The sequence below is a fragment of the Streptomyces ambofaciens ATCC 23877 genome, assembly GCF_001267885.1.
GTDB lineage: Bacteria > Actinomycetota > Actinomycetes > Streptomycetales > Streptomycetaceae > Streptomyces > Streptomyces ambofaciens.
In genome coordinates this window covers 3,510,891-3,527,233 of record NZ_CP012382.1, presented here as the reverse complement: position 1 = coordinate 3,527,233, position 16,343 = coordinate 3,510,891, and the positions used below count along the sequence as shown (strand labels likewise).

General features: G+C 73.9%; 12 protein-coding genes and 1 pseudogene. 6 read left to right on the top strand and 7 right to left on the bottom strand.

The features are described 5' to 3' along the window. The first annotated feature begins 46 nt into the window (after window positions 1-46). Entirely contained in the window at window positions 47-499 is a 453-nt protein-coding gene (locus tag SAM23877_RS15615) for an Lrp/AsnC family transcriptional regulator (RefSeq protein WP_053132781.1), read from the top strand. 144 nt (window positions 500-643) lie between these two features. Here SAM23877_RS15615 and SAM23877_RS15610 read toward each other — a convergent pair whose 3' ends face one another. After that, entirely contained in the window at window positions 644-1,279 is a 636-nt protein-coding gene (locus SAM23877_RS15610; RefSeq protein ID WP_053132778.1) for a TetR family transcriptional regulator, read from the bottom strand. 134 nt (window positions 1,280-1,413) lie between these two features. On the opposite strand from SAM23877_RS15610, the gene kbpA reads away from it, so the two are divergent. Then, on the top strand, window positions 1,414-2,229 hold the full coding sequence (kbpA, locus tag SAM23877_RS15605) for an AfsK-binding protein KbpA (RefSeq protein ID WP_063796781.1): 816 nt from the start codon (window positions 1,414-1,416) through the stop codon (window positions 2,227-2,229). A gap of 192 nt (window positions 2,230-2,421) precedes the next feature. After that, entirely contained in the window at window positions 2,422-4,818 is a 2,397-nt protein-coding gene (gene afsK / locus SAM23877_RS15600) for a protein serine/threonine kinase AfsK (protein ID WP_053132773.1), read from the top strand. 91 nt (window positions 4,819-4,909) lie between these two features. Here the strand turns inward: afsK and afsS are convergent, their stop codons facing one another. The 3 genes from afsS to SAM23877_RS15585 all read right to left on the bottom strand — a co-directional run bounded on the left by afsS (window position 4,910) and on the right by SAM23877_RS15585 (window position 8,822). Continuing rightward, complete coding sequence (gene afsS / locus SAM23877_RS15595) at window positions 4,910-5,095, bottom strand: regulatory protein AfsS (protein ID WP_053132770.1); 186 nt, start codon at window positions 5,093-5,095, stop codon at window positions 4,910-4,912. Between the two features lie 214 nt (window positions 5,096-5,309). Then, complete coding sequence (gene afsR / locus SAM23877_RS15590; RefSeq protein ID WP_053132765.1) at window positions 5,310-8,261, bottom strand: SARP-family global regulator AfsR; 2,952 nt, start codon at window positions 8,259-8,261, stop codon at window positions 5,310-5,312. Between the two features lie 102 nt (window positions 8,262-8,363). Continuing rightward, window positions 8,364-8,822: a nitroreductase/quinone reductase family protein gene (locus SAM23877_RS15585; protein ID WP_053132763.1), complete on the bottom strand. Its 459-nt coding sequence runs from the start codon at window positions 8,820-8,822 to the stop codon at window positions 8,364-8,366. A 95-nt stretch (window positions 8,823-8,917) separates the two neighbouring features. On the opposite strand from SAM23877_RS15585, the gene SAM23877_RS15580 reads away from it, so the two are divergent. Next, window positions 8,918-9,730, top strand: a complete 813-nt coding sequence (locus SAM23877_RS15580; RefSeq protein ID WP_244902947.1) for an endonuclease/exonuclease/phosphatase family protein — start codon at window positions 8,918-8,920, stop codon at window positions 9,728-9,730. Window positions 9,731-9,737: 7 nt separating this feature from the next. Here the strand turns inward: SAM23877_RS15580 and SAM23877_RS15575 are convergent. Then, a pseudogene (locus SAM23877_RS15575) lies at window positions 9,738-11,214 on the bottom strand (CehA/McbA family metallohydrolase). 231 nt (window positions 11,215-11,445) lie between these two features. Here SAM23877_RS15575 and SAM23877_RS15570 point away from each other — a divergent pair. Both SAM23877_RS15570 and SAM23877_RS15565 read left to right on the top strand, forming a co-directional pair. Beyond that, window positions 11,446-14,040: a bifunctional FO biosynthesis protein CofGH gene (locus SAM23877_RS15570; protein ID WP_053132752.1), complete on the top strand. Its 2,595-nt coding sequence runs from the start codon at window positions 11,446-11,448 to the stop codon at window positions 14,038-14,040. A 96-nt stretch (window positions 14,041-14,136) separates the two neighbouring features. Further along, a complete protein-coding gene (locus tag SAM23877_RS15565) occupies window positions 14,137-14,694 on the top strand; it encodes a hypothetical protein (protein WP_162492105.1) in 558 nt (185 codons plus the stop codon). On the opposite strand, the gene SAM23877_RS15560 is transcribed toward SAM23877_RS15565, so the two are convergent. Both SAM23877_RS15560 and SAM23877_RS15555 read right to left on the bottom strand, forming a co-directional pair. Next, on the bottom strand, window positions 14,678-15,193 hold the full coding sequence (locus tag SAM23877_RS15560) for a DUF2165 domain-containing protein (RefSeq protein WP_053142526.1): 516 nt from the start codon (window positions 15,191-15,193) through the stop codon (window positions 14,678-14,680). The two genes, SAM23877_RS15565 and SAM23877_RS15560, sit on opposite strands and share 17 nt — an antisense overlap. A gap of 29 nt (window positions 15,194-15,222) precedes the next feature. Beyond that, window positions 15,223-16,308 (bottom strand): tyrosine-protein phosphatase, encoded by a 1,086-nt coding sequence (locus tag SAM23877_RS15555; protein WP_053132749.1) that lies wholly within the window; start codon window positions 16,306-16,308, stop codon window positions 15,223-15,225. Between the last annotated feature and the right edge of the window lie 35 nt (window positions 16,309-16,343).

Sequence of the window (16,343 nt, the reverse complement as noted above, 5' to 3'; positions counted from 1 at the left end):
TCCGTATTTCCCTCGCCAGGGCCTCTTCAGTGGAAGAATTTTCTTCATGGACGACATGGACCGGAAGATTCTTGCCGAGTTGCAGCAGGACGGGCGGCTGACCGTGACCGAGCTGGCCGCGCGGGTGCGGCTGAGCGTCTCGCCGTGTCACCGGCGGCTGCGCGAGCTGGAGCGGTCGGGGGCGATCGGCGGCTACCGGGCGGTGGTGGAGCCGGCCGCCGTGGGCCTGAACTTCGAGGCGCTGGTCTTCGTGTCCATGCGGCAGGAGGACCGGGACACGGTCGCCGAGTTCGAGCACGCGGTCAGCGAGGTCGGGGAGGTGCTGGAGGCACAGCGGCTGTTCGGGGAACCGGACTACCTGCTGCGTGTGGTCGCCGCCGACCTGGCCGCCTACCAGCGGCTCTACGACGAGCGGCTCGCCACTCTGCCCGGAGTGCAGCGCCTGACGTCGACGCTGGTGATGAAGCACGTGGTGCGGGACCGGCCGCTGCCCGCGTAGCGCGGGGCCGGGAAGGCGCGGTGGGGCGCGAGGGTGGTGGGGCGTGGATGCGGTGGGGCGCGGGTGCGGGTGGGGCGCGGGTGCGGGTGGGGCGCGGGCGCGGCGAGGATGACAGGACGGGGCGCCGCGCGACCGCCCGGCGTGCTACTTGGCGGGCTTCTTGCCCGTGACGCCCAGGTGCAGCAACAGGGCCAGGGTGGGCTTCAGTTCCGCCTGCTTGACGCCCCAGGAGGAGAATCCCTTCTGGTGCGAGGCGGCGGCCGCGAGCATGACGACCAGGGAACCGGCGATCGCCGCGGGGTTCACATCCTTGTCGATCTTTCCCTTGGCCTGCAGTTCGGCGACGGAATCCGCGAGGGAGGAGTTCACCGAGTTCAGGATCTTCATACGGATCTTGGAGAACCGTTTGTCGCCCTCCGCGGCACCCAGATCGACGACCCGGAGAATGGCGTCGTTCTTCCGCCAGAACTCCAGGAATCCGTCGACGAGTTCCTGCGCCGTCTGCCAGCCGGCCTTGCCGACCCACGAGCGTCCGGCCGTCGACTCGGCCAGTCCGGCGCTGTCGGCGGCCATGTGCTCGGCGATCTCCAGGACGGCGCCTTCGACGTCCGGGAAGTACTGGTAGAAGGTGGCGGGCGAGGTGCCCGCCTTGCGGGCGACATCGATGACTTTGACATCGCGATAGGGGGAGGAGCTGAGCATTTCGCTGAGGCAGTCGAGCAGTTTCTGCCGGGTCGCCTGCCCACGTCGACCGGCCACGCGGCCGTCGACGGTACGCACTTGTCCTGTCATGCCGTCAGCTTACCGACGGGTGATCTGAGCGCGATTCGGCCGACTGCAAATGGGGTGCGCGGGCGCGGAGAGGCTGGTGTGCCTGGTCTGTGCGGTGCGGGCCGCGCGGTTACTTTGACGGCATGGCCGAAAACGGGGCATCCGCGAAGCGGACATCCAGCGACTCGTCGCCGTCTCCCTCCGTACCGCGGGAGGGCGTCCCCTGCTGGGTGGACGCGCAGCTCTCCGACGTCGAGGCGGGCAGGCGCTTCTACGGCGAACTCTTCGGATGGACCTTCCATGACGCCGGGGAAGCCGGGGAAGCCGACGACGCCGGGAGGACCGGAACGGCCGGGGAGGCGGGGGAGGGCTTCGTGTGGGCCCGGCTGGACGGCGAGCCCGTCGCCGCGCTGGTCCGCAAGACGGACGGACGGATGCCCACCGTGTGGTCCGTGTACTTCCACACCCCGGACGCCCGCGCGCTGGCCGGGCGGATCCGGGCGGGCGGAGGCCAGATCGTCACCCCGCCCCACCCGCTCGGCACCCTGGGCACCACCGCCCTCGCCGCCGACCCCGAGGGCGCCGTCTTCGCCCTCTGGCAGCCGGACGGCCACACCGGCTTCGGACGCCGGCGCGTGCCGGGCGCCTTCGCCTGGGCCGAGCTGTACACCCGGGACACCGAGGCGGCCAACGTCTTCTACGGCGACCTGTTCCACGACGCCCTCTTCGGCCCGGAGGCCTCGCCCGACTTCGGCCGCGCCCCGGTCACCGACGTCTTCGCGGCCGAGATGCCGCCGCACTTCCTCGTCCACTTCCTGGTCGAGGACGCCGAGGCCGCGCTCGGCACGGTGACCCGGCTCGGCGGACGGGTGCGCGTCCCGCCGTTCGAGACGTCGTACGGCGGGGTGGCCGTGGTCTCGGACGACCAGGGGGCGTCGTTCGCGCTGCTGCAACGCTGAACGGCACCGCGCGTACCACGTCCGCCTGCCCGGGATGGGGTGAGACACCCTGATTGTCCTCAGGTTCGCCACCAGCGCTCCGGACAGGAAGAATCGGGGTGCGTGGCGCCACGGAGGTGCGGTGGTGAGACGCTGCACTTCGGTCGCGTACATATGTGGATGGCGCGGCCCGTACGGGGAGGTGGCAGGCAAGTGGTGGATCAGCTGACGCAGCACGATCCGCGGCGGATCGGGCCGTTCGAGGTGCTGGGGCGGCTCGGCGCCGGCGGCATGGGGCTGGTCTATCTCGCGCGCTCGGCGTCCGGCCGGCGCGTGGCGATCAAGACGGTCCGGACGGAGCTGGCGGAGGACCAGCTCTTCCGCGTCCGCTTCACGCGCGAGGTGGAGGCCGCCCGCGCGGTCTCCGGCTTCTACACGGCGGCCGTGGTGGACGCCGACCCGCGCGCGGCCGTCCCGTGGCTGGCCACCGCGTACGTCCCCGCACCCTCCCTCGAGGAGATAGTGAACGAGTGCGGGCCGCTCCCGGCCCAGGCGGTGCGCTGGCTGGCGGCGGGCGTCGCGGAGGCGCTCCAGTCGATCCACGGCGCCGGACTCGTCCACCGCGACCTGAAGCCCTCCAACGTCCTCGTCGTCGAGGACGGGCCCCGGGTGATCGACTTCGGCATCGCGTCCGGCGTCTCGAACACCCGCCTGACGATGACGAACGTGGCCGTCGGCACCCCCGCCTACATGTCGCCCGAGCAGGCGAAGGACTCCCGCAGCGTCACCGGCGCCAGCGACGTGTTCTCGCTCGGCTCGATGCTGGTCTTCGCCGCCACCGGGCACCCGCCCTTCCACGGCGCCAACCCGGTCGAGACGGTCTTCATGCTGCTGCGCGAGGGCCCCGACCTGGAGGGCCTGCCGGACGAGCTGCGTCCGCTCATCGAGTCCTGTATGCAGATGGAGGCCACGGCCCGTCCCAACCCTGCCGACCTCCAGTCGCAGCTCGCCCCGCACCTGTTCGGCTCCGGTTCCGACGACAGCGGTACGGCGTCGGCGTGGCTGCCGGAGCGGGCGGTGGGCCTGATCGAGCACCGCCGGGGCGGACGCACCTCGGCCAAGCTCGCCACCACGGCCGGTGGCCGCGGCCCGGCCGGTGCCCATCCCGCGGTACCGGCGCCGCCGCTGCCGCCCCCGCCCTCCCACGACCCGGTCGTCCCGGCGCCGCCCGTGCACGCCCCGCCGGTGCCCGCCCCGGCCGGCGCCCCCGACGCCGGCCCGGTCCGGCTGGCCGGCGCCGCGGTGCCCATCGGCCCCGGCCCGCGCGTCGCCGACATGCGCGCCGCCGCCGTGGCGGCACCCCCGCCGGAGTCCGCCCTCGCCGCGTCCTGGTCGCGGGCCCGCCCCGGCGTGAACGGCGCCGACCCGGCCGTACCGGCGGCGCCGCCCGCCCCCGCCGCACCCCCCGAGGCGTCACCGGCCGGCTGGCGGCCGTGGCGCTTCCGCATGTCCAACGACGTCTGGGGCACCCCGTCCGTCGCCGGGGACCTCGTCTACGTCACCTCCTTCGAGGTGCACGCCCTGGACGTGGCCACCGGGCGCCGCCGCTTCAAGACCCGGGACGTCGCCTGGTCGATGGCGGTCGCGGACGGCCGTATCCACGCCTCCGACGGCCCGACCCTCTTCGCCCTGGACGCCCGTGAGGGCGGCGACCTGTGGCGGGTCCAGACCGACGCCTGGGTGTACTCCCTCCAGGCCGACCGGGGCACGGTCGTCACCGCCACCCGCGGCGGCGGCGTCCAGGCCTGGGAGGCTTCGAGCGGCCAGAAGCTGTGGGAGATCACCGGCTGCCAGAGCGACTTCGAGTCCCCGGAGGCGGGCGCCGCCGTCCACGACGGCACGGTGTACGTCTGGCAGGACGCCCGGCTGCGCGCCCTGGACGCCCGTACCGGCGACGAGAGATGGTCGTACCCGATCGGCGACGCCGCCTCCTGCGGCGGGGTCCCGGTCCGCGTCGCCCCCGCCCCCGACGGCTACGTCTACGTCTCGGCCGGCACCCGGGTCCTCGCCCTGGAGGTCACGTCCGGCCACGTCCGCTGGCACTTCGAGGCCCCGGCGGTCTTCCTCGCCCCGCCGGCCTTCGTGCCGGGACCGGCGGTGACCGGCGGCGGGGTCTACCTGGCCGACTACCTGGGCACCGTCTACGCTCTCGACGCCACCGACGGCCGCGACCGCTGGCGGATCGCGACCGAGGCACGCTCCTCGACCGACCCGGTCCTGGTCGCCGCCGGCCATGTCCACGTGGGCAGCGGCAAGGGCCTCTATACCCTGGACGCGGTGACGGGGACTCCCAAGTGGCGCTTCCAGGCGGGCGGCGACATCGTGGGCGCCCCCGCGGTCGCGGAGGGCCGGATCCACTTCGGCTCCACGGACCACCTGCTCTACACCCTGAAGGCCGACGACGGCCGCCTGCGCTGGAAGCTCGCGACCGGCGGCGAGATCACCGGCTCCCCGGTGGTCCGCGACGGCATCGTCTACGCGTGCAGCAAGGACCGCTGCGTGTACGCGCTGGACGCGGAGAAGGGAACGGGGACGGCCCGCACGGCGTGAGGCCGTGCGGGCCGACGGAGGCTCGGGACACACGTCGGCCGCGGCGGCTCCCCTCCGCGCCGCCGCGGCCGATCCCCGTGTGACGGAAGGTCTACTTGCCGTCCCGGTCCAGGGCGGGCGGGGCCGGCATGGCGTTGTCCATCGTCGTGATCGCGTCCCGCGCGGGCCCGCTGGGCATGGCGTTGTCGAGCGTGGTGACGGTCTCGTCCTTCGCCGGCGGCGTGGGCATCGCGTTGTCCTGCGGCGTGGCCGCCGCGTCCTTGATCTGGTCGCTCATGTCTGTGTCCTTCGTCGCGAAGTCGGCGAGTGGGCAACGCCCGCCCGGTGGCTCCCCCGTGGGCCGCCGGACGGGCGTCAGGAGCCGCACGATACTTCCCGGGCTCCCGGCCACCCCGTCTGCCCCCCGACGCGACGGTGTGACGGGTACGACACTGCCGGAGGGCGATAAACGAACGCTGAACGCCCCCACCGGCCTGCCGACCGGGGCCCGTTCAGGCGGCGGTCACGGGTGCGAGGAGGGCCTGCACCTCGGCGGCCTGCGGGGCGCCGCACTGCTGGAAGAGGCTGAGGGCCTCCTGCCAGCAGGCCTTCGCCCGGTCGACCTGTCCCAGCCCGGTCAGCGAACGCCCCAGGAGCGTCAGCACGTTGCCCCGCATCCGGTCGCCGCCGATGCAGCCCAGTGCCAGGGCCTGTTCCGCGTGCCGGGCGGCCTGCGCCGGGCGGTGGGCGGCCAGATGGACCTCGGCGATGCGGAAGTTGGTCGTCCCCTGCCAGAGGCGCTGCCGGTGGCTCTCGAAGATCCGCAGGGCGTCGGCGAACTGGTCCAGGGCCTCACCGTGGCGGTCGGCCGCGGTCAGCGCGATGCCGAGGGTGAAGTGCCCGTTGGCCAGGCGCATCGTCCTGCCGATGTCGAGCTGGGCGGTCAGCCCGCGGTGCGCGATGGCCACCGCCTTCGCGGTGTTGCCCATCCCCAGGTGGGCGCGGGACAGGTTGCACAGGCTGAGGGCTTCGCCGGCGCGGTTGTCGGCCGCGCGGTACCCCTCGATGGCCTGCTCCAGGAAGATCCTGCCGTCCGCGTACCGGCCCTGGTGCAGCGAGATCAGTCCCCGGTCGTTGGCGACCCAGCTGACGGCGGTCGAGTCCCGCTCGACCTCCGCCAGTGACATGGCCGTCTCCGCCTGCTCGGCGGCCTGCTGGATACGGCCGGAGACCAGAAGGACGTTGGTGAGGGTGGTCCGGGCCCTGCCCTGCGCGCGCCGGTCGCCGGCGGCTTCCGTGGCGTCGCACATCGCCCTGGCGGTCGTCTCGTACTGGCGCGAGTCGGCGCCGGACTCCGCCAGGTCTTTCGCCGCCCACAGCAGGTCCACCGCCCGCCGCAGCCGGTCCGTCCCGGCGGACTGCCGCACGCAGGCCAGCAGGGGCGACGCCTCGCTGTACAGCCAGTCCAGCGCCGCCGGGCCCTCGGTGAAGGTGAGCCCCGGGTACGCCGTCGGCTCCAGGCCGTCCACCAGCCGGTCCCCGGGCCGCTCGATCGCGTAGACCGCCGCCGCCGTGGCCAGGTAGAAGTCCAGCAGCCGCGACAGCGCGGCCCCCCGCTCGCTCGGCGGATGCTCGTCCCGCTCGGCGCACGCACGCGCGTAGAGGCGGACCAGGTCGTGCAGCCGGTAGCGGCCCGGTGCCGCCGACTCCAGCAGCGAGGTGTCCACCAGGGACTCCAGCAGTTCCTCCGTGTCCTCGGCGGGCAGGTCCAGCACCGCCGCCGCGGCGGCCAGGGAGATGTCCGGGCCGTCGGCCAGACCCAGGAGGCGGAAGGCGCGGGCCTGGGCCGGTTCCAGCTGGCCGTAGCCCAGTTCGAAGGTGGCCTTGACGGCCAGGTCGCCGGCCTGGAGTTCGTCCAGGCGGCGCCGTTCGTCGGCCAGCTTCGCGGCGAGGACGGACACCGTCCAGGTGCGGCGGGCCGCCAGCCGGGACGCGGCGATGCGGATGGCCAGGGGCAGGAAACCGCACGCCCCGACCACGTCCAGGGCCGACTCCCGCTCCGAGGACACCCGCTCCTCGCCCACGATCCTCGTGAAGAGCGCCAGCGCCTCGTCCGGCGACATCACGTCCAGGTCGACCAGGTGCGCCCCGGCGAGGTCCACCATCCGCACCCGCGAGGTCACCAGCGCCGCGCAGCCCTCCGTGCCGGGCAGCAGCGGGCGTACCTGGGCGGCGTCCCGGGCGTTGTCGAGGAGGACGAGGACGCGGCGGCCGTCCAGGACGGAGCGGTAGAGGGCGGCCCGTTCCGCGAGGGAGTCGGGGACGGCGGAGTCGGCCGTGCCGAGGGCGCGCAGGAAGGAGCCCAGTACCGTTTCCGGCTCCGCCGAGCGCCCGCCCGCCCCCTGGAGGTCGACGTAGAGCTGCCCGTCGGGGAAGGCGGCCCGCGCCTGGTGGGCGACGTGCACCGCGAGGGTGGTCTTGCCGACGCCGCCGATGCCGGCCAGCGCCGAGACCGCCATCACCGGGCCCGCCGCCCCGTGCCCGGAGGCCGAGGCCAGTACGCCGCTCAGCTCGCGGACGAAGGAGGCGCGTCCGGTGAAGTCGGGCACCGTCGCGGGGAGCTGGGCCGGGCGGACCGGGGCCACCGACGTCTCCGCGGCCGGCGCCGACGGCTCGGCCAGGCCCGGGTCGGCCCGGAGGATGCGCGCCTGGAGTTCCTGGAGGCCGGGGCGCGGGTCGACGCCCAGCTCGTCGGCGAGCAGGCGCCGCGTGTCCGCGTAGACGGCGAGGGCCTCGGCCTGGCGTCCGCTGCGGTAGAGGGCCAGCATCAGGAGCTCGCGCAGGCGCTCCCGCAGGGGGTGTGCCGCCGTGAGCGCCGTCAGCTCCGAGACCGCCTCCGCGTGGCAGCCCTGCTCCAGGTCCATGTCGAGGCGGGTCTCGAGGAGTTGGAGCCGCCACTCCTCCAGGCGGACGCGCTGGGCCTCGGCGTAGGGGCCCGGTACGCCGGCCAGCACCTCGCCGTCCCACAGCGCCAGCGCGCGGCGCAGCACGTCCCGGGCGTGGCACAGATCCCCGGCGCCGCGCGCCTTCTCCGCCGCGGCGGCCAGGTCCTGGGCCTGCGCGAGGTCCGACGCCCCGTCGTCCAGGCCCCGCACCGCGTAGCCGCCCGACTCGCTCACCAGGACGCCGGGGTCCAGGATCTTCCGCAGCCGGGACGCGTACGTCCGCACCGCCGCCAGTGCCTGCGACGGCGGTTCCTCGCCCCACAGGGCGTCGATCAGCTCGGCGGCCGTGGCCGTACGGCCCTCGCGGAGCAGCAGGGCGGCCAGAAGGGCGCGCTGCTGCGGGGAGCCGGTGGCCAGCGGCTCGTCACCGCGCCAGGCGCGCACCGGCCCGAGCACACCGAAGCGCAGCGCGGCCGGGTCGGGCCGCCGCTGCTCCGGGACCCGCGGTACACCGTCCATGCAGTCCCCCTAGACATCCTGAGCAACTACGTCAGTTTGCCTTGTTCATGCCGACCTCGTCAGCCGTGGGAGACTCCGATCACAGGTCCCTCACCTGCTCCCTCACCCCTCCAGGTCCACCCGTACCGTCAGCAGCCCCGGTCCGACCCCCATGGCCCGCACCGCCAGGCTGTTCAGCCGGGGGAGGCGCCGCAGCCGCGCCACCGGGTCGTCGTCGGGCAGGACGTGGGCGGTCCCGGAGTACCAGCGGCCCCGGACGCGCACTCGCACCCGCGGGTCGGCCCGGATGTTGCGGACGTACTGGGACCGCTCGCCGAACTCCGACACCAGCCAGAACGAGCCGCCCACCCGGCGCCCGCCGACCGGCGTGCGGCGGGGGAGGCCGGAGACGCGGCCGGTGGTCTCCAGCAGGGTCTGGGTCGGCAGCCGGCGCAGGACGGTGTTGAGGCGGCGCTGGACGGCCGTGACGGCCCGGTACTTCCGCTCGGCGTAGGGCGGCTTCGCCCCGTGGGGCGGCTTCGGGGCGCCGGGCGGCCCCCCGGTGCTGGACGATCTCGACATCGTGTGTTCACGCTCCCGTCTCGTGTGCCTCCATGTTCCCCGGAAAACCTGAAGGGGAAGGCAGCTGGCGGGGCCAAGAGACGGGCGGTGCGGTCGTGCGGGTCGTGACCTGGAATCTGTGGTGGCGGTTCGGGCCCTGGGCCGACCGGCAGAAGGCGATCCTCGCCGTGCTGAGGGAGCTGCGGCCGGACGTCGTCGGCCTCCAGGAGGTGTGGGCCGCCGACGACGGCTCGAACCTCGCTCAGTGGCTGGCCGGCGAACTCGGCCTGCACTGCGCCTTCGCCGCCTCCGAGGCCCCCGGGCGGTGGCAGCGGCGGATCGGGGACGACACGGTGGGCATCGGCAACGCCGTGCTCAGCCGCTGGCCGGTGACGCGGTGGGCGGCGCTGCGGCTGCCCGCCCCGGAGGAGTTCGACGACGGCCGCCTCGCGTTCCACGCCCTGCTGGACGCCCCCGGCCACCCGGTCCCCTTCTTCACCACCCACCTGAACTCGGGCGCCCACGCCGCCGCGGTGCGCCGCGAGCAGGCCGCCGCGCTCGCGGAGTTCGTCGCCCGTCACCGCGTCGGGACCGGCTTCTTTCCGCCCGTCGTCACCGGCGACTTCAACGCGCTCCCCGACTCCGCCGAGGTCCGGCTCCTCACCCGGGCGACGCCCGCGGGGGCCGCCCTGCGCGACGCCTGGGAGCACGCCGACCCGGCGGCGCCGTCCGCCACGTGGGACGGCACCAACCCGTACATCCCGGGCCCGCCCGGGCCGGGAGCCCGGATCGACCACGTCCACGTGGGGCCGCCGGGTCCCGCCGGGCTCGGCCGGGTCCGCGCCGCGCGGCGGGCCGGTGACGGCCCCGTGGACGGTGTCTGGCCCTCCGACCACGCGGCGGTCGTCGTGGACCTGGACGGGCCGTGAGCCGGGACTATCGCCCCAGGAAGATCGGGTTCGTGAAGGCCGCCAGCGGCCCCGGCAGGGGGCCCGCGGCCGCCTCGTGGCGCAGTTCCGCGCGGACGTACGCCGCGTAGGAGGCCGTCGTCCGCCATTCCACGGTGCCGGTGCCGGACACCGGCAGCGGGGCGCTGGTGAACAGCACGCCCTGGTCGGTGACGAGGCGGACCGTGCAGCGTGGGGCACCCGTCGCCTCCAGCCGGACGGTGACCGGGGTCTCGTCGTCCACGCGCAGCCGTTCGCCGATGCCGGCGTGCTCGCCCCGGCCGCCGGAGGCGGTGAAGGCCAGCGAGATCCGCGAGGACTCGGCGACGTACGAACGCCCCGCCCGGATGCCCTCCTGGATCGCCTCCCGGGTCAGGTCGTCGGCGAGGACGACGGTCTGCGGACGGCCGATCACGTCCGGGGCGCGGTGGGAGTCGCTGCTGCCCATCGCCGGCAGCCACCCCCTGCCACCCCCGCCCCCTGCGCCGTCCCGCCCCTCTCGCACGGAGGCGACCAGCATGCCGTCCCAGTCGGCCAGCGCCACCTCGTCGTCGGGCGTGTAGGCCCCGTTCCACACCTCGACCGCGTCCGCCTCCCCGAAGCCGAACTTCCAGTTGCAGCCGATGCAGGTGGCGTGCGGGTGGGCCGGCACGACCAGGCCGCCGGCCCGGCGGATCTGGCGCGCGAAACGGCCGAAGCGGTTGTCGCGGGCCCGGTAGCGCCAGTCGACGAAGGTGCCGGGGTCGGTGCCGACGGCGACGACGTGCCCGTTGCGGGTCGTCACCTCCTCGCCCAGCAGGACCAGCAGGTCGTCACCGGCCACCTCCGCCCAGTGCGCGTGCGCCGCATGCGTGTTGTGCTCGGAGGAGTTGATGAAGTCCAGCCCCGCCGCCCGCGCCAGCTCCGCGATCTCGGCGAGGGTGTAGCGGCCGTCGGAGTACACGGAGTGCAGGTGGCAGTCGCCCCGGTACCAGGCCCGCCCCCGCCCCTTGGCACGCTCGGGCGGATACACCGGCCGCACGGCCTCGCCCTGCTCGCCGTAGGTCAGCGTGACGGTGATCTCGTACGACAGTCCCTGCGGCGCCACCGTGTACGGGCCGAGCGCGATGTGCCACCTGCCCGGCCGCACCGGCCCCGGCACGTATCCGGGGGTCGCCTCGTCCGCCCGGACGAAGAACTCCGTGCGCGCCCCGCCCGACCAGCCCCGGAAGCCCCGGCCGCCCAGGTCGGTGCCCCGCTCGTCGAAGAGGCCGATGTCCAGGGCGTTGCCCGCGGTGCCCGCCGGGACGGCGGGGCGGTCGTAGGTGTAGGCGACGTGGATCTCCCGGACGCCGGCCGGGACGTCGACGGGGACGTACACGAAGTCGGGGGAGCCGGTGGGCAGGGTGCCGCGCACCGTCCTCCGCCGCTGCTCCCGTCACGAACACCGCGCGCCTGCCGATCCCGGTGTGGTCGTCCTCGCACATGCTGCTGCTCCCAGGGTGTCGTGGGTGACCTGACGTGGGTGGTGCGGGGTGGTGCGGGGTGGTGCGTGCAACCCTCGTATTGAGCCGTGAACTCCCGTGCAAGGAAAGGGGTTCGGGGGATGGAGAGCGGGAAACCGCGGGGTGGGCCGGGGGTGCCCGCCGGGGCGGGGCGGCCGGTGGGCGGCGGGACGGGCCCCCGCGTCCTGATCACCCCGCTCGTATGCTCGAAGGATGACGACTTCCGCGACCCCCGGAACCGGCCCGGCAGGCCCCACCGAGAACGCCCTGCGCCGCGCCCTCAAACGCGCGCGGGACGGTGTCGCCCTCGACGTGTCCGAGGCCGCGGTGCTGCTCCAGGCCCGCGGCGAGCACCTCGCCGACCTCACCGCGTCCGCCGCCCGCGTCCGGGACGCGGGCCTGGAGGCCGCGGGCCGCCCGGGCGTCATCACGTACTCGAAGAGCGTCTTCATCCCCCTGACCCGGCTGTGCCGGGACAAGTGCCACTACTGCACCTTCGTCACCGTCCCCGGCAAGCTGCGCCGCGCGGGGCACGGGATGTTCATGTCCCCCGACGAGGTGCTCGACATCGCCCGGCGCGGCGCCGCCCTCGGCTGCAAGGAAGCGCTGATCACCCTCGGCGACAAGCCCGAGGACCGCTGGCCCGAGGCGCGCGAGTGGCTCGACGCGCACGGCTACGACGACACGATCGCCTACGTCCGCGCCGTCTCGATCCGCATCCTGGAGGAGACGGGCCTCCTGCCGCACCTCAACCCCGGCGTCCTGACCTGGACGGACTTCCAGCGCCTCAAGCCGGTCGCCCCGTCGATGGGCATGATGCTGGAGACCACCGCGACCCGCCTGTGGTCCGAGCCCGGCGGTCCCCACCACGGCTCCCCGGACAAGGAGCCCGCGGTGCGCCTGCGCGTCCTGGAGGACGCCGGCCGCTCCTCGGTCCCCTTCACCTCCGGCGTCCTGATCGGCATCGGCGAGACCTACGAGGAGCGCGCCGAGTCGCTCTTCGCGCTGCGCAAGGTCTCCCGCGCCTACCACGGCGTCCAGGAGCTCATCATCCAGAACTTCCGCGCCAAGCCGGACACCGCGATGCGCGGCATGCCCGACGCCGAGCTGGACGAACTGGTCGCCACGGTGGCCGTCGCCCGGCACATCATGGGCCCGTCGGCCTGCCTCCAGGCGCCCCCGAACCTGGTCGACGCGGAGTACGAGCGGCTGATCGGCGCGGGCATCGACGACTGGGGCGGGGTCTCCCCGCTCACCATCGACCACGTCAACCCCGAGCGTCCCTGGCCGCAGATCGACGAACTCGCCGAGAAGTCCCGCACGGCCGGCTTCGAGCTGCGCGAACGCCTCTGCGTGTACCCGGAGTTCGTCCGGCGCGGCGAGCCCTGGCTGGACCCGCGGCTGCGCCCGCACGTGGCGGCCCTCGCCGACCCCGCCACCGGCCTGGCCCGCGAGGACGCGACGGTCGAGGGGCACCCGTGGCAGGAGCCGGACGAGGTGTTCACCGCCTCCGGCCGCACCGACCTGCACACCACGATCGACACCGAGGGCCGCACCTCGGACCGCCGCGACGACTTCGACGAGGTGTACGGCGACTGGGGTGCCCTGCGCGAGGCCGCCGCCCCCGGCATGGCACCCGAGCGCATCGACACCGACGTGCGCCAGGCGCTGGCCACGGCGGCCGACGACCCCACGAGGCTGACCGACGACGAGGCCCTCGCCCTGCTGCACGCCGACGGCCCGGCGCTGGACGCCCTGTGCCGGGTCGCCGACGACGTCCGGAAGTCCGTCAACGGCGACGACGTGACGTACATCGTCACCCGCAACATCAACTTCACCAACGTCTGCTACACCGGCTGCCGCTTCTGCGCCTTCGCCCAGCGCCGCACGGACGCCGACGCGTACACGCTCTCCCTGGAGCAGGTCGCCGACCGCGCCCAGCAGGCCTGGGACGTGGGCGCCGTCGAGGTCTGCATGCAGGGCGGCATCCACCCTGACCTGCCCGGTACGGCGTACTTCGACATCGCGAAGGCGGTCAAGGAGCGCGTCCCCGGCATGCACGTGCACGCCTTCTCGCCCATGGAGGTCGTCAACGGCGCGACCCGCACCGGCCTGTCGATCCGCGAGTGGCTGAGCGCGGCCAAGGAGGCGGGGCTCGACTCGATCCCCGGCACGGCGGCGGAGATCCTCGACGACGAGGTCCGCTGGATCCTCACCAAGGGCAAGCTGCCGACGGCGACCTGGATCGAGGTCGTCGAGACGGCCCACGAGCTGGGCATCCGCTCCAGCTCCACGATGATGTACGGCCACGTCGACCAGCCCCGCCACTGGCTGGGCCACCTGCGCACCCTCGCCGGCATCCAGCAGCGCACGGGCGGCTTCACGGAGTTCGTGACGCTGCCGTTCATCCACACCAACGCGCCGGTGTACCTGGCGGGCATCGCGCGGCCCGGCCCCTCGATGCGGGACAACCGCGCGGTGACGGCGATGGCCCGCCTCCTCCTGCACCCGCACATCCCCAACATCCAGACGAGCTGGGTGAAACTGGGCACCGAGGGTGCGGCGGAGATGCTCCGCTCCGGCGCCAACGACCTGGGCGGCACGCTCATGGAGGAGACGATCTCCCGCATGGCCGGCTCGTCGTACGGCTCGTACAAGTCGGTGAAGGACCTGATCGCCGTCGCGGAGACGGCGGGCCGCCCGGCGAGGCCCCGCACCACGCTGTACGGGCCGGTACCGCAGGAGCGGCAGCGGGCGGCGACGGCGTCCGACGGGCACCTGCCGGAGCTGCTGCCGGTGCTGGACTGACCGGAGCGACTCCCGGGCCGGGGCACGGGCCGCCCGCAGTACGATGATCGGGCCCCCGGTGTGTCGGGGTTCTCGTAGCTGAGGAGATGCGTGCCCGTGCCAGCCCGACTTCCCTCATGGGCCTGGGTCTCCGGTCTGACCGTGGGGGCGATCGCGGCGGTGAGCGTCCTGGCCGTGCAGGCGGACCAGGGCCCCCACCCCACCGCCGCCGCCACGAAGCCCCGCCCCTCGGTCTCGGCGCAGCCGACGCCGAAGGAGACGGCACCGGCCCGGGTGCCGGACGGTTCCGGCACCGGGCGGCGCATCGTCTACTCGGTCGGCCAGGACCGGGTGTGGCTGGTGGACGCCAGCGACGCCACCCGCCGCTCCTTCACCGTGTGGCCCGGCACGGTCGATCCGGACCCCGGCGAGTACAGCGTCGGGACCCGCCGCGAGGAGCCCACGACCGGCTCCGACGGCGTCAGGATCGAGCAGATCATGTACTTCGTGCAGGAGGACGGCGTCTGGATCGCCTTCTCCAACGCCGTGGACGGCTCCTCGCCCCCTCCGTCGGCCGCCGGCACCAAGACGGGCGGCATACGCCTGCCCAAGGCGGACGGCGACGCGCTCTGGGAGTTCGGGACCTCCGGTACGACGGTCACCGTGGTCGCCTAGCCTCCTCCGCCTCGCCCTGCGGGAACGGCAGGTGCGCGACGATCAGCACGACCCCGCTCAGCAGGAACACCCGCGTCGCCGCGTCCAGCCCGTTCCAGTCCGCCGACTGCCACATCGAGAACCACTCCCCGCCGATCGCGATGAACCCGGCGCCGAAGAGCAGCATCAGCATGAGCGTGCCGTACGTGGTCATGCGCCGCGCGGCGGTGTGGTCGCGGCGTATCCACAGCCAGGTCGCCCAGAGCAGCACGAGCGCGGACACCGTCTCCCACACGATGATCGCGACGTACGCGGCGTCCTGGACGCCCTTGTTCGTGATCGCCCGCCACATCAGGTCGTCGTCCTTGAAGGTCGTGTCCATCGCGAACACGTGGCGCACGAACTGCTGGTTGGTCCCGAAGTCGGTGATGTTCCCGAAGGCGACGAGCGCGATGTAGAGGGCCAGGACGCCGGTGAGGACGGTGGCGGCCAGGGAGAGAGTGTGTCTGCTGGTGGTCATGGACACACCCTTCCCCATGTCGATCTCGGTCAGCCAACCAGGAGGTCGGCCTTCAGCCGCCGCACCTCGCGGGCGTCCAGTCCCAGCGCCTTCCTCTCGTACCGGGCGAAGGACCCGTACGCGTCCTCTACCTCGGCGAACCCGGAGTTGAGGTACTCGGCACGCACGTCGAGCATCGGCTTGTAGACCGCTGCCTGTGCGGCGGGCATCGCGGCCAGGGCGGCGGCGTTGGCCGCGGCGCGGTACTCGTTGGAGGCGAGGTAGTCCGCCATGACCGTCTCGCGCGGCACACCGAGCGCGGTGAGCAGGGCCGCGCTCGCCCAGCCGGTGCGGTCCTTGCCCGCGGTGCAGTGGTAGAGGACGCCGTCGGCGTCGCGCACCAGGCCGGAGAACACGGTGGAGTATGCGGCCTTGGCGTTCTCGCCGCTGACCATCGTCTTCTCGCCGTCGATCATCATCTGCCCGGCCTCCGCCGCCGTGGTCGGCAGGGCGAAGACGGGGGAGTCGGCGCCGAGGACGTCCGCCACGACGTAGCGCGCGCCGGCCGGGACGCGGTCGGGCGCCGACGCGCGCTCGGAGGCGGTGCGCAGGTCGTAGTCGACGGAGATGCCGAGCCGCTTCAGCTTCGCCAGGTCGGCGTCGGTGAGGCGGTCCAGGGAGTCGGTGCGGTAGACCGCGCCCATCCGCACCCACTGCCCGTCCTCGGTGCGGTAGCCGCCCGCGTCGCGGAAGTTGACCGTGCCGTCCAGCGCGATCAGCCGGTCGGCGAGGCGCAGGCGCTCACCCCGGTCGGGGACCAGGTCGAACCACTGGCGGTCGGCGGCGGGCAGCCCGGACACGGTGACCTTGCCGGTCGAGCCGCCGGTGGCGACGGTACGGCCGTTCGCGCGGACGGCGACCGTGCGAACGCCGGGGGCCTTCCAGGTGACCTCGTAGGTGCCGTCGTCCTGCGCGGTCACCTCGGCGGCGGTGAACGGTATCGCGCGGGCGGAGTGACCGGGGTGCCCGTGGTGGTGACCGGCGGGGGCGGCCGTCGCGGCCGGGGCCGCGACTCCGGTGAGCAGCGCGGCGGCCGACAGGGCGCAGGCCAGGGTGACACGTGTCTTGGTCGTCATGGCCGGATCGTTCTGCGTCCGGACGGGCGCCCCGC

Excerpts from the sequence above, each read along its gene's own strand:
- afsR (WP_053132765.1), bottom strand. The coding sequence starts at position 8,261 with ATGGACGGTGTACCGCGGGTCCCGGAGCAGCGGCGGCCCGACCCGGCC.
- SAM23877_RS15570 (WP_053132752.1), top strand. The coding sequence starts at position 11,446 with ATGACGACTTCCGCGACCCCCGGAACCGGCCCGGCAGGCCCCACCGAG.
- SAM23877_RS15615 (WP_053132781.1), top strand. The coding sequence starts at position 47 with ATGGACGACATGGACCGGAAGATTCTTGCCGAGTTGCAGCAGGACGGG.
- kbpA (WP_063796781.1), top strand. The coding sequence starts at position 1,414 with ATGGCCGAAAACGGGGCATCCGCGAAGCGGACATCCAGCGACTCGTCG.
- SAM23877_RS15560 (WP_053142526.1), bottom strand. The coding sequence starts at position 15,193 with ATGACCACCAGCAGACACACTCTCTCCCTGGCCGCCACCGTCCTCACC.
- SAM23877_RS15555 (WP_053132749.1), bottom strand. The coding sequence starts at position 16,308 with ATGACGACCAAGACACGTGTCACCCTGGCCTGCGCCCTGTCGGCCGCC.
- SAM23877_RS15585 (WP_053132763.1), bottom strand. The coding sequence starts at position 8,822 with ATGTCGAGATCGTCCAGCACCGGGGGGCCGCCCGGCGCCCCGAAGCCG.
- afsS (WP_053132770.1), bottom strand. The coding sequence starts at position 5,095 with ATGAGCGACCAGATCAAGGACGCGGCGGCCACGCCGCAGGACAACGCG.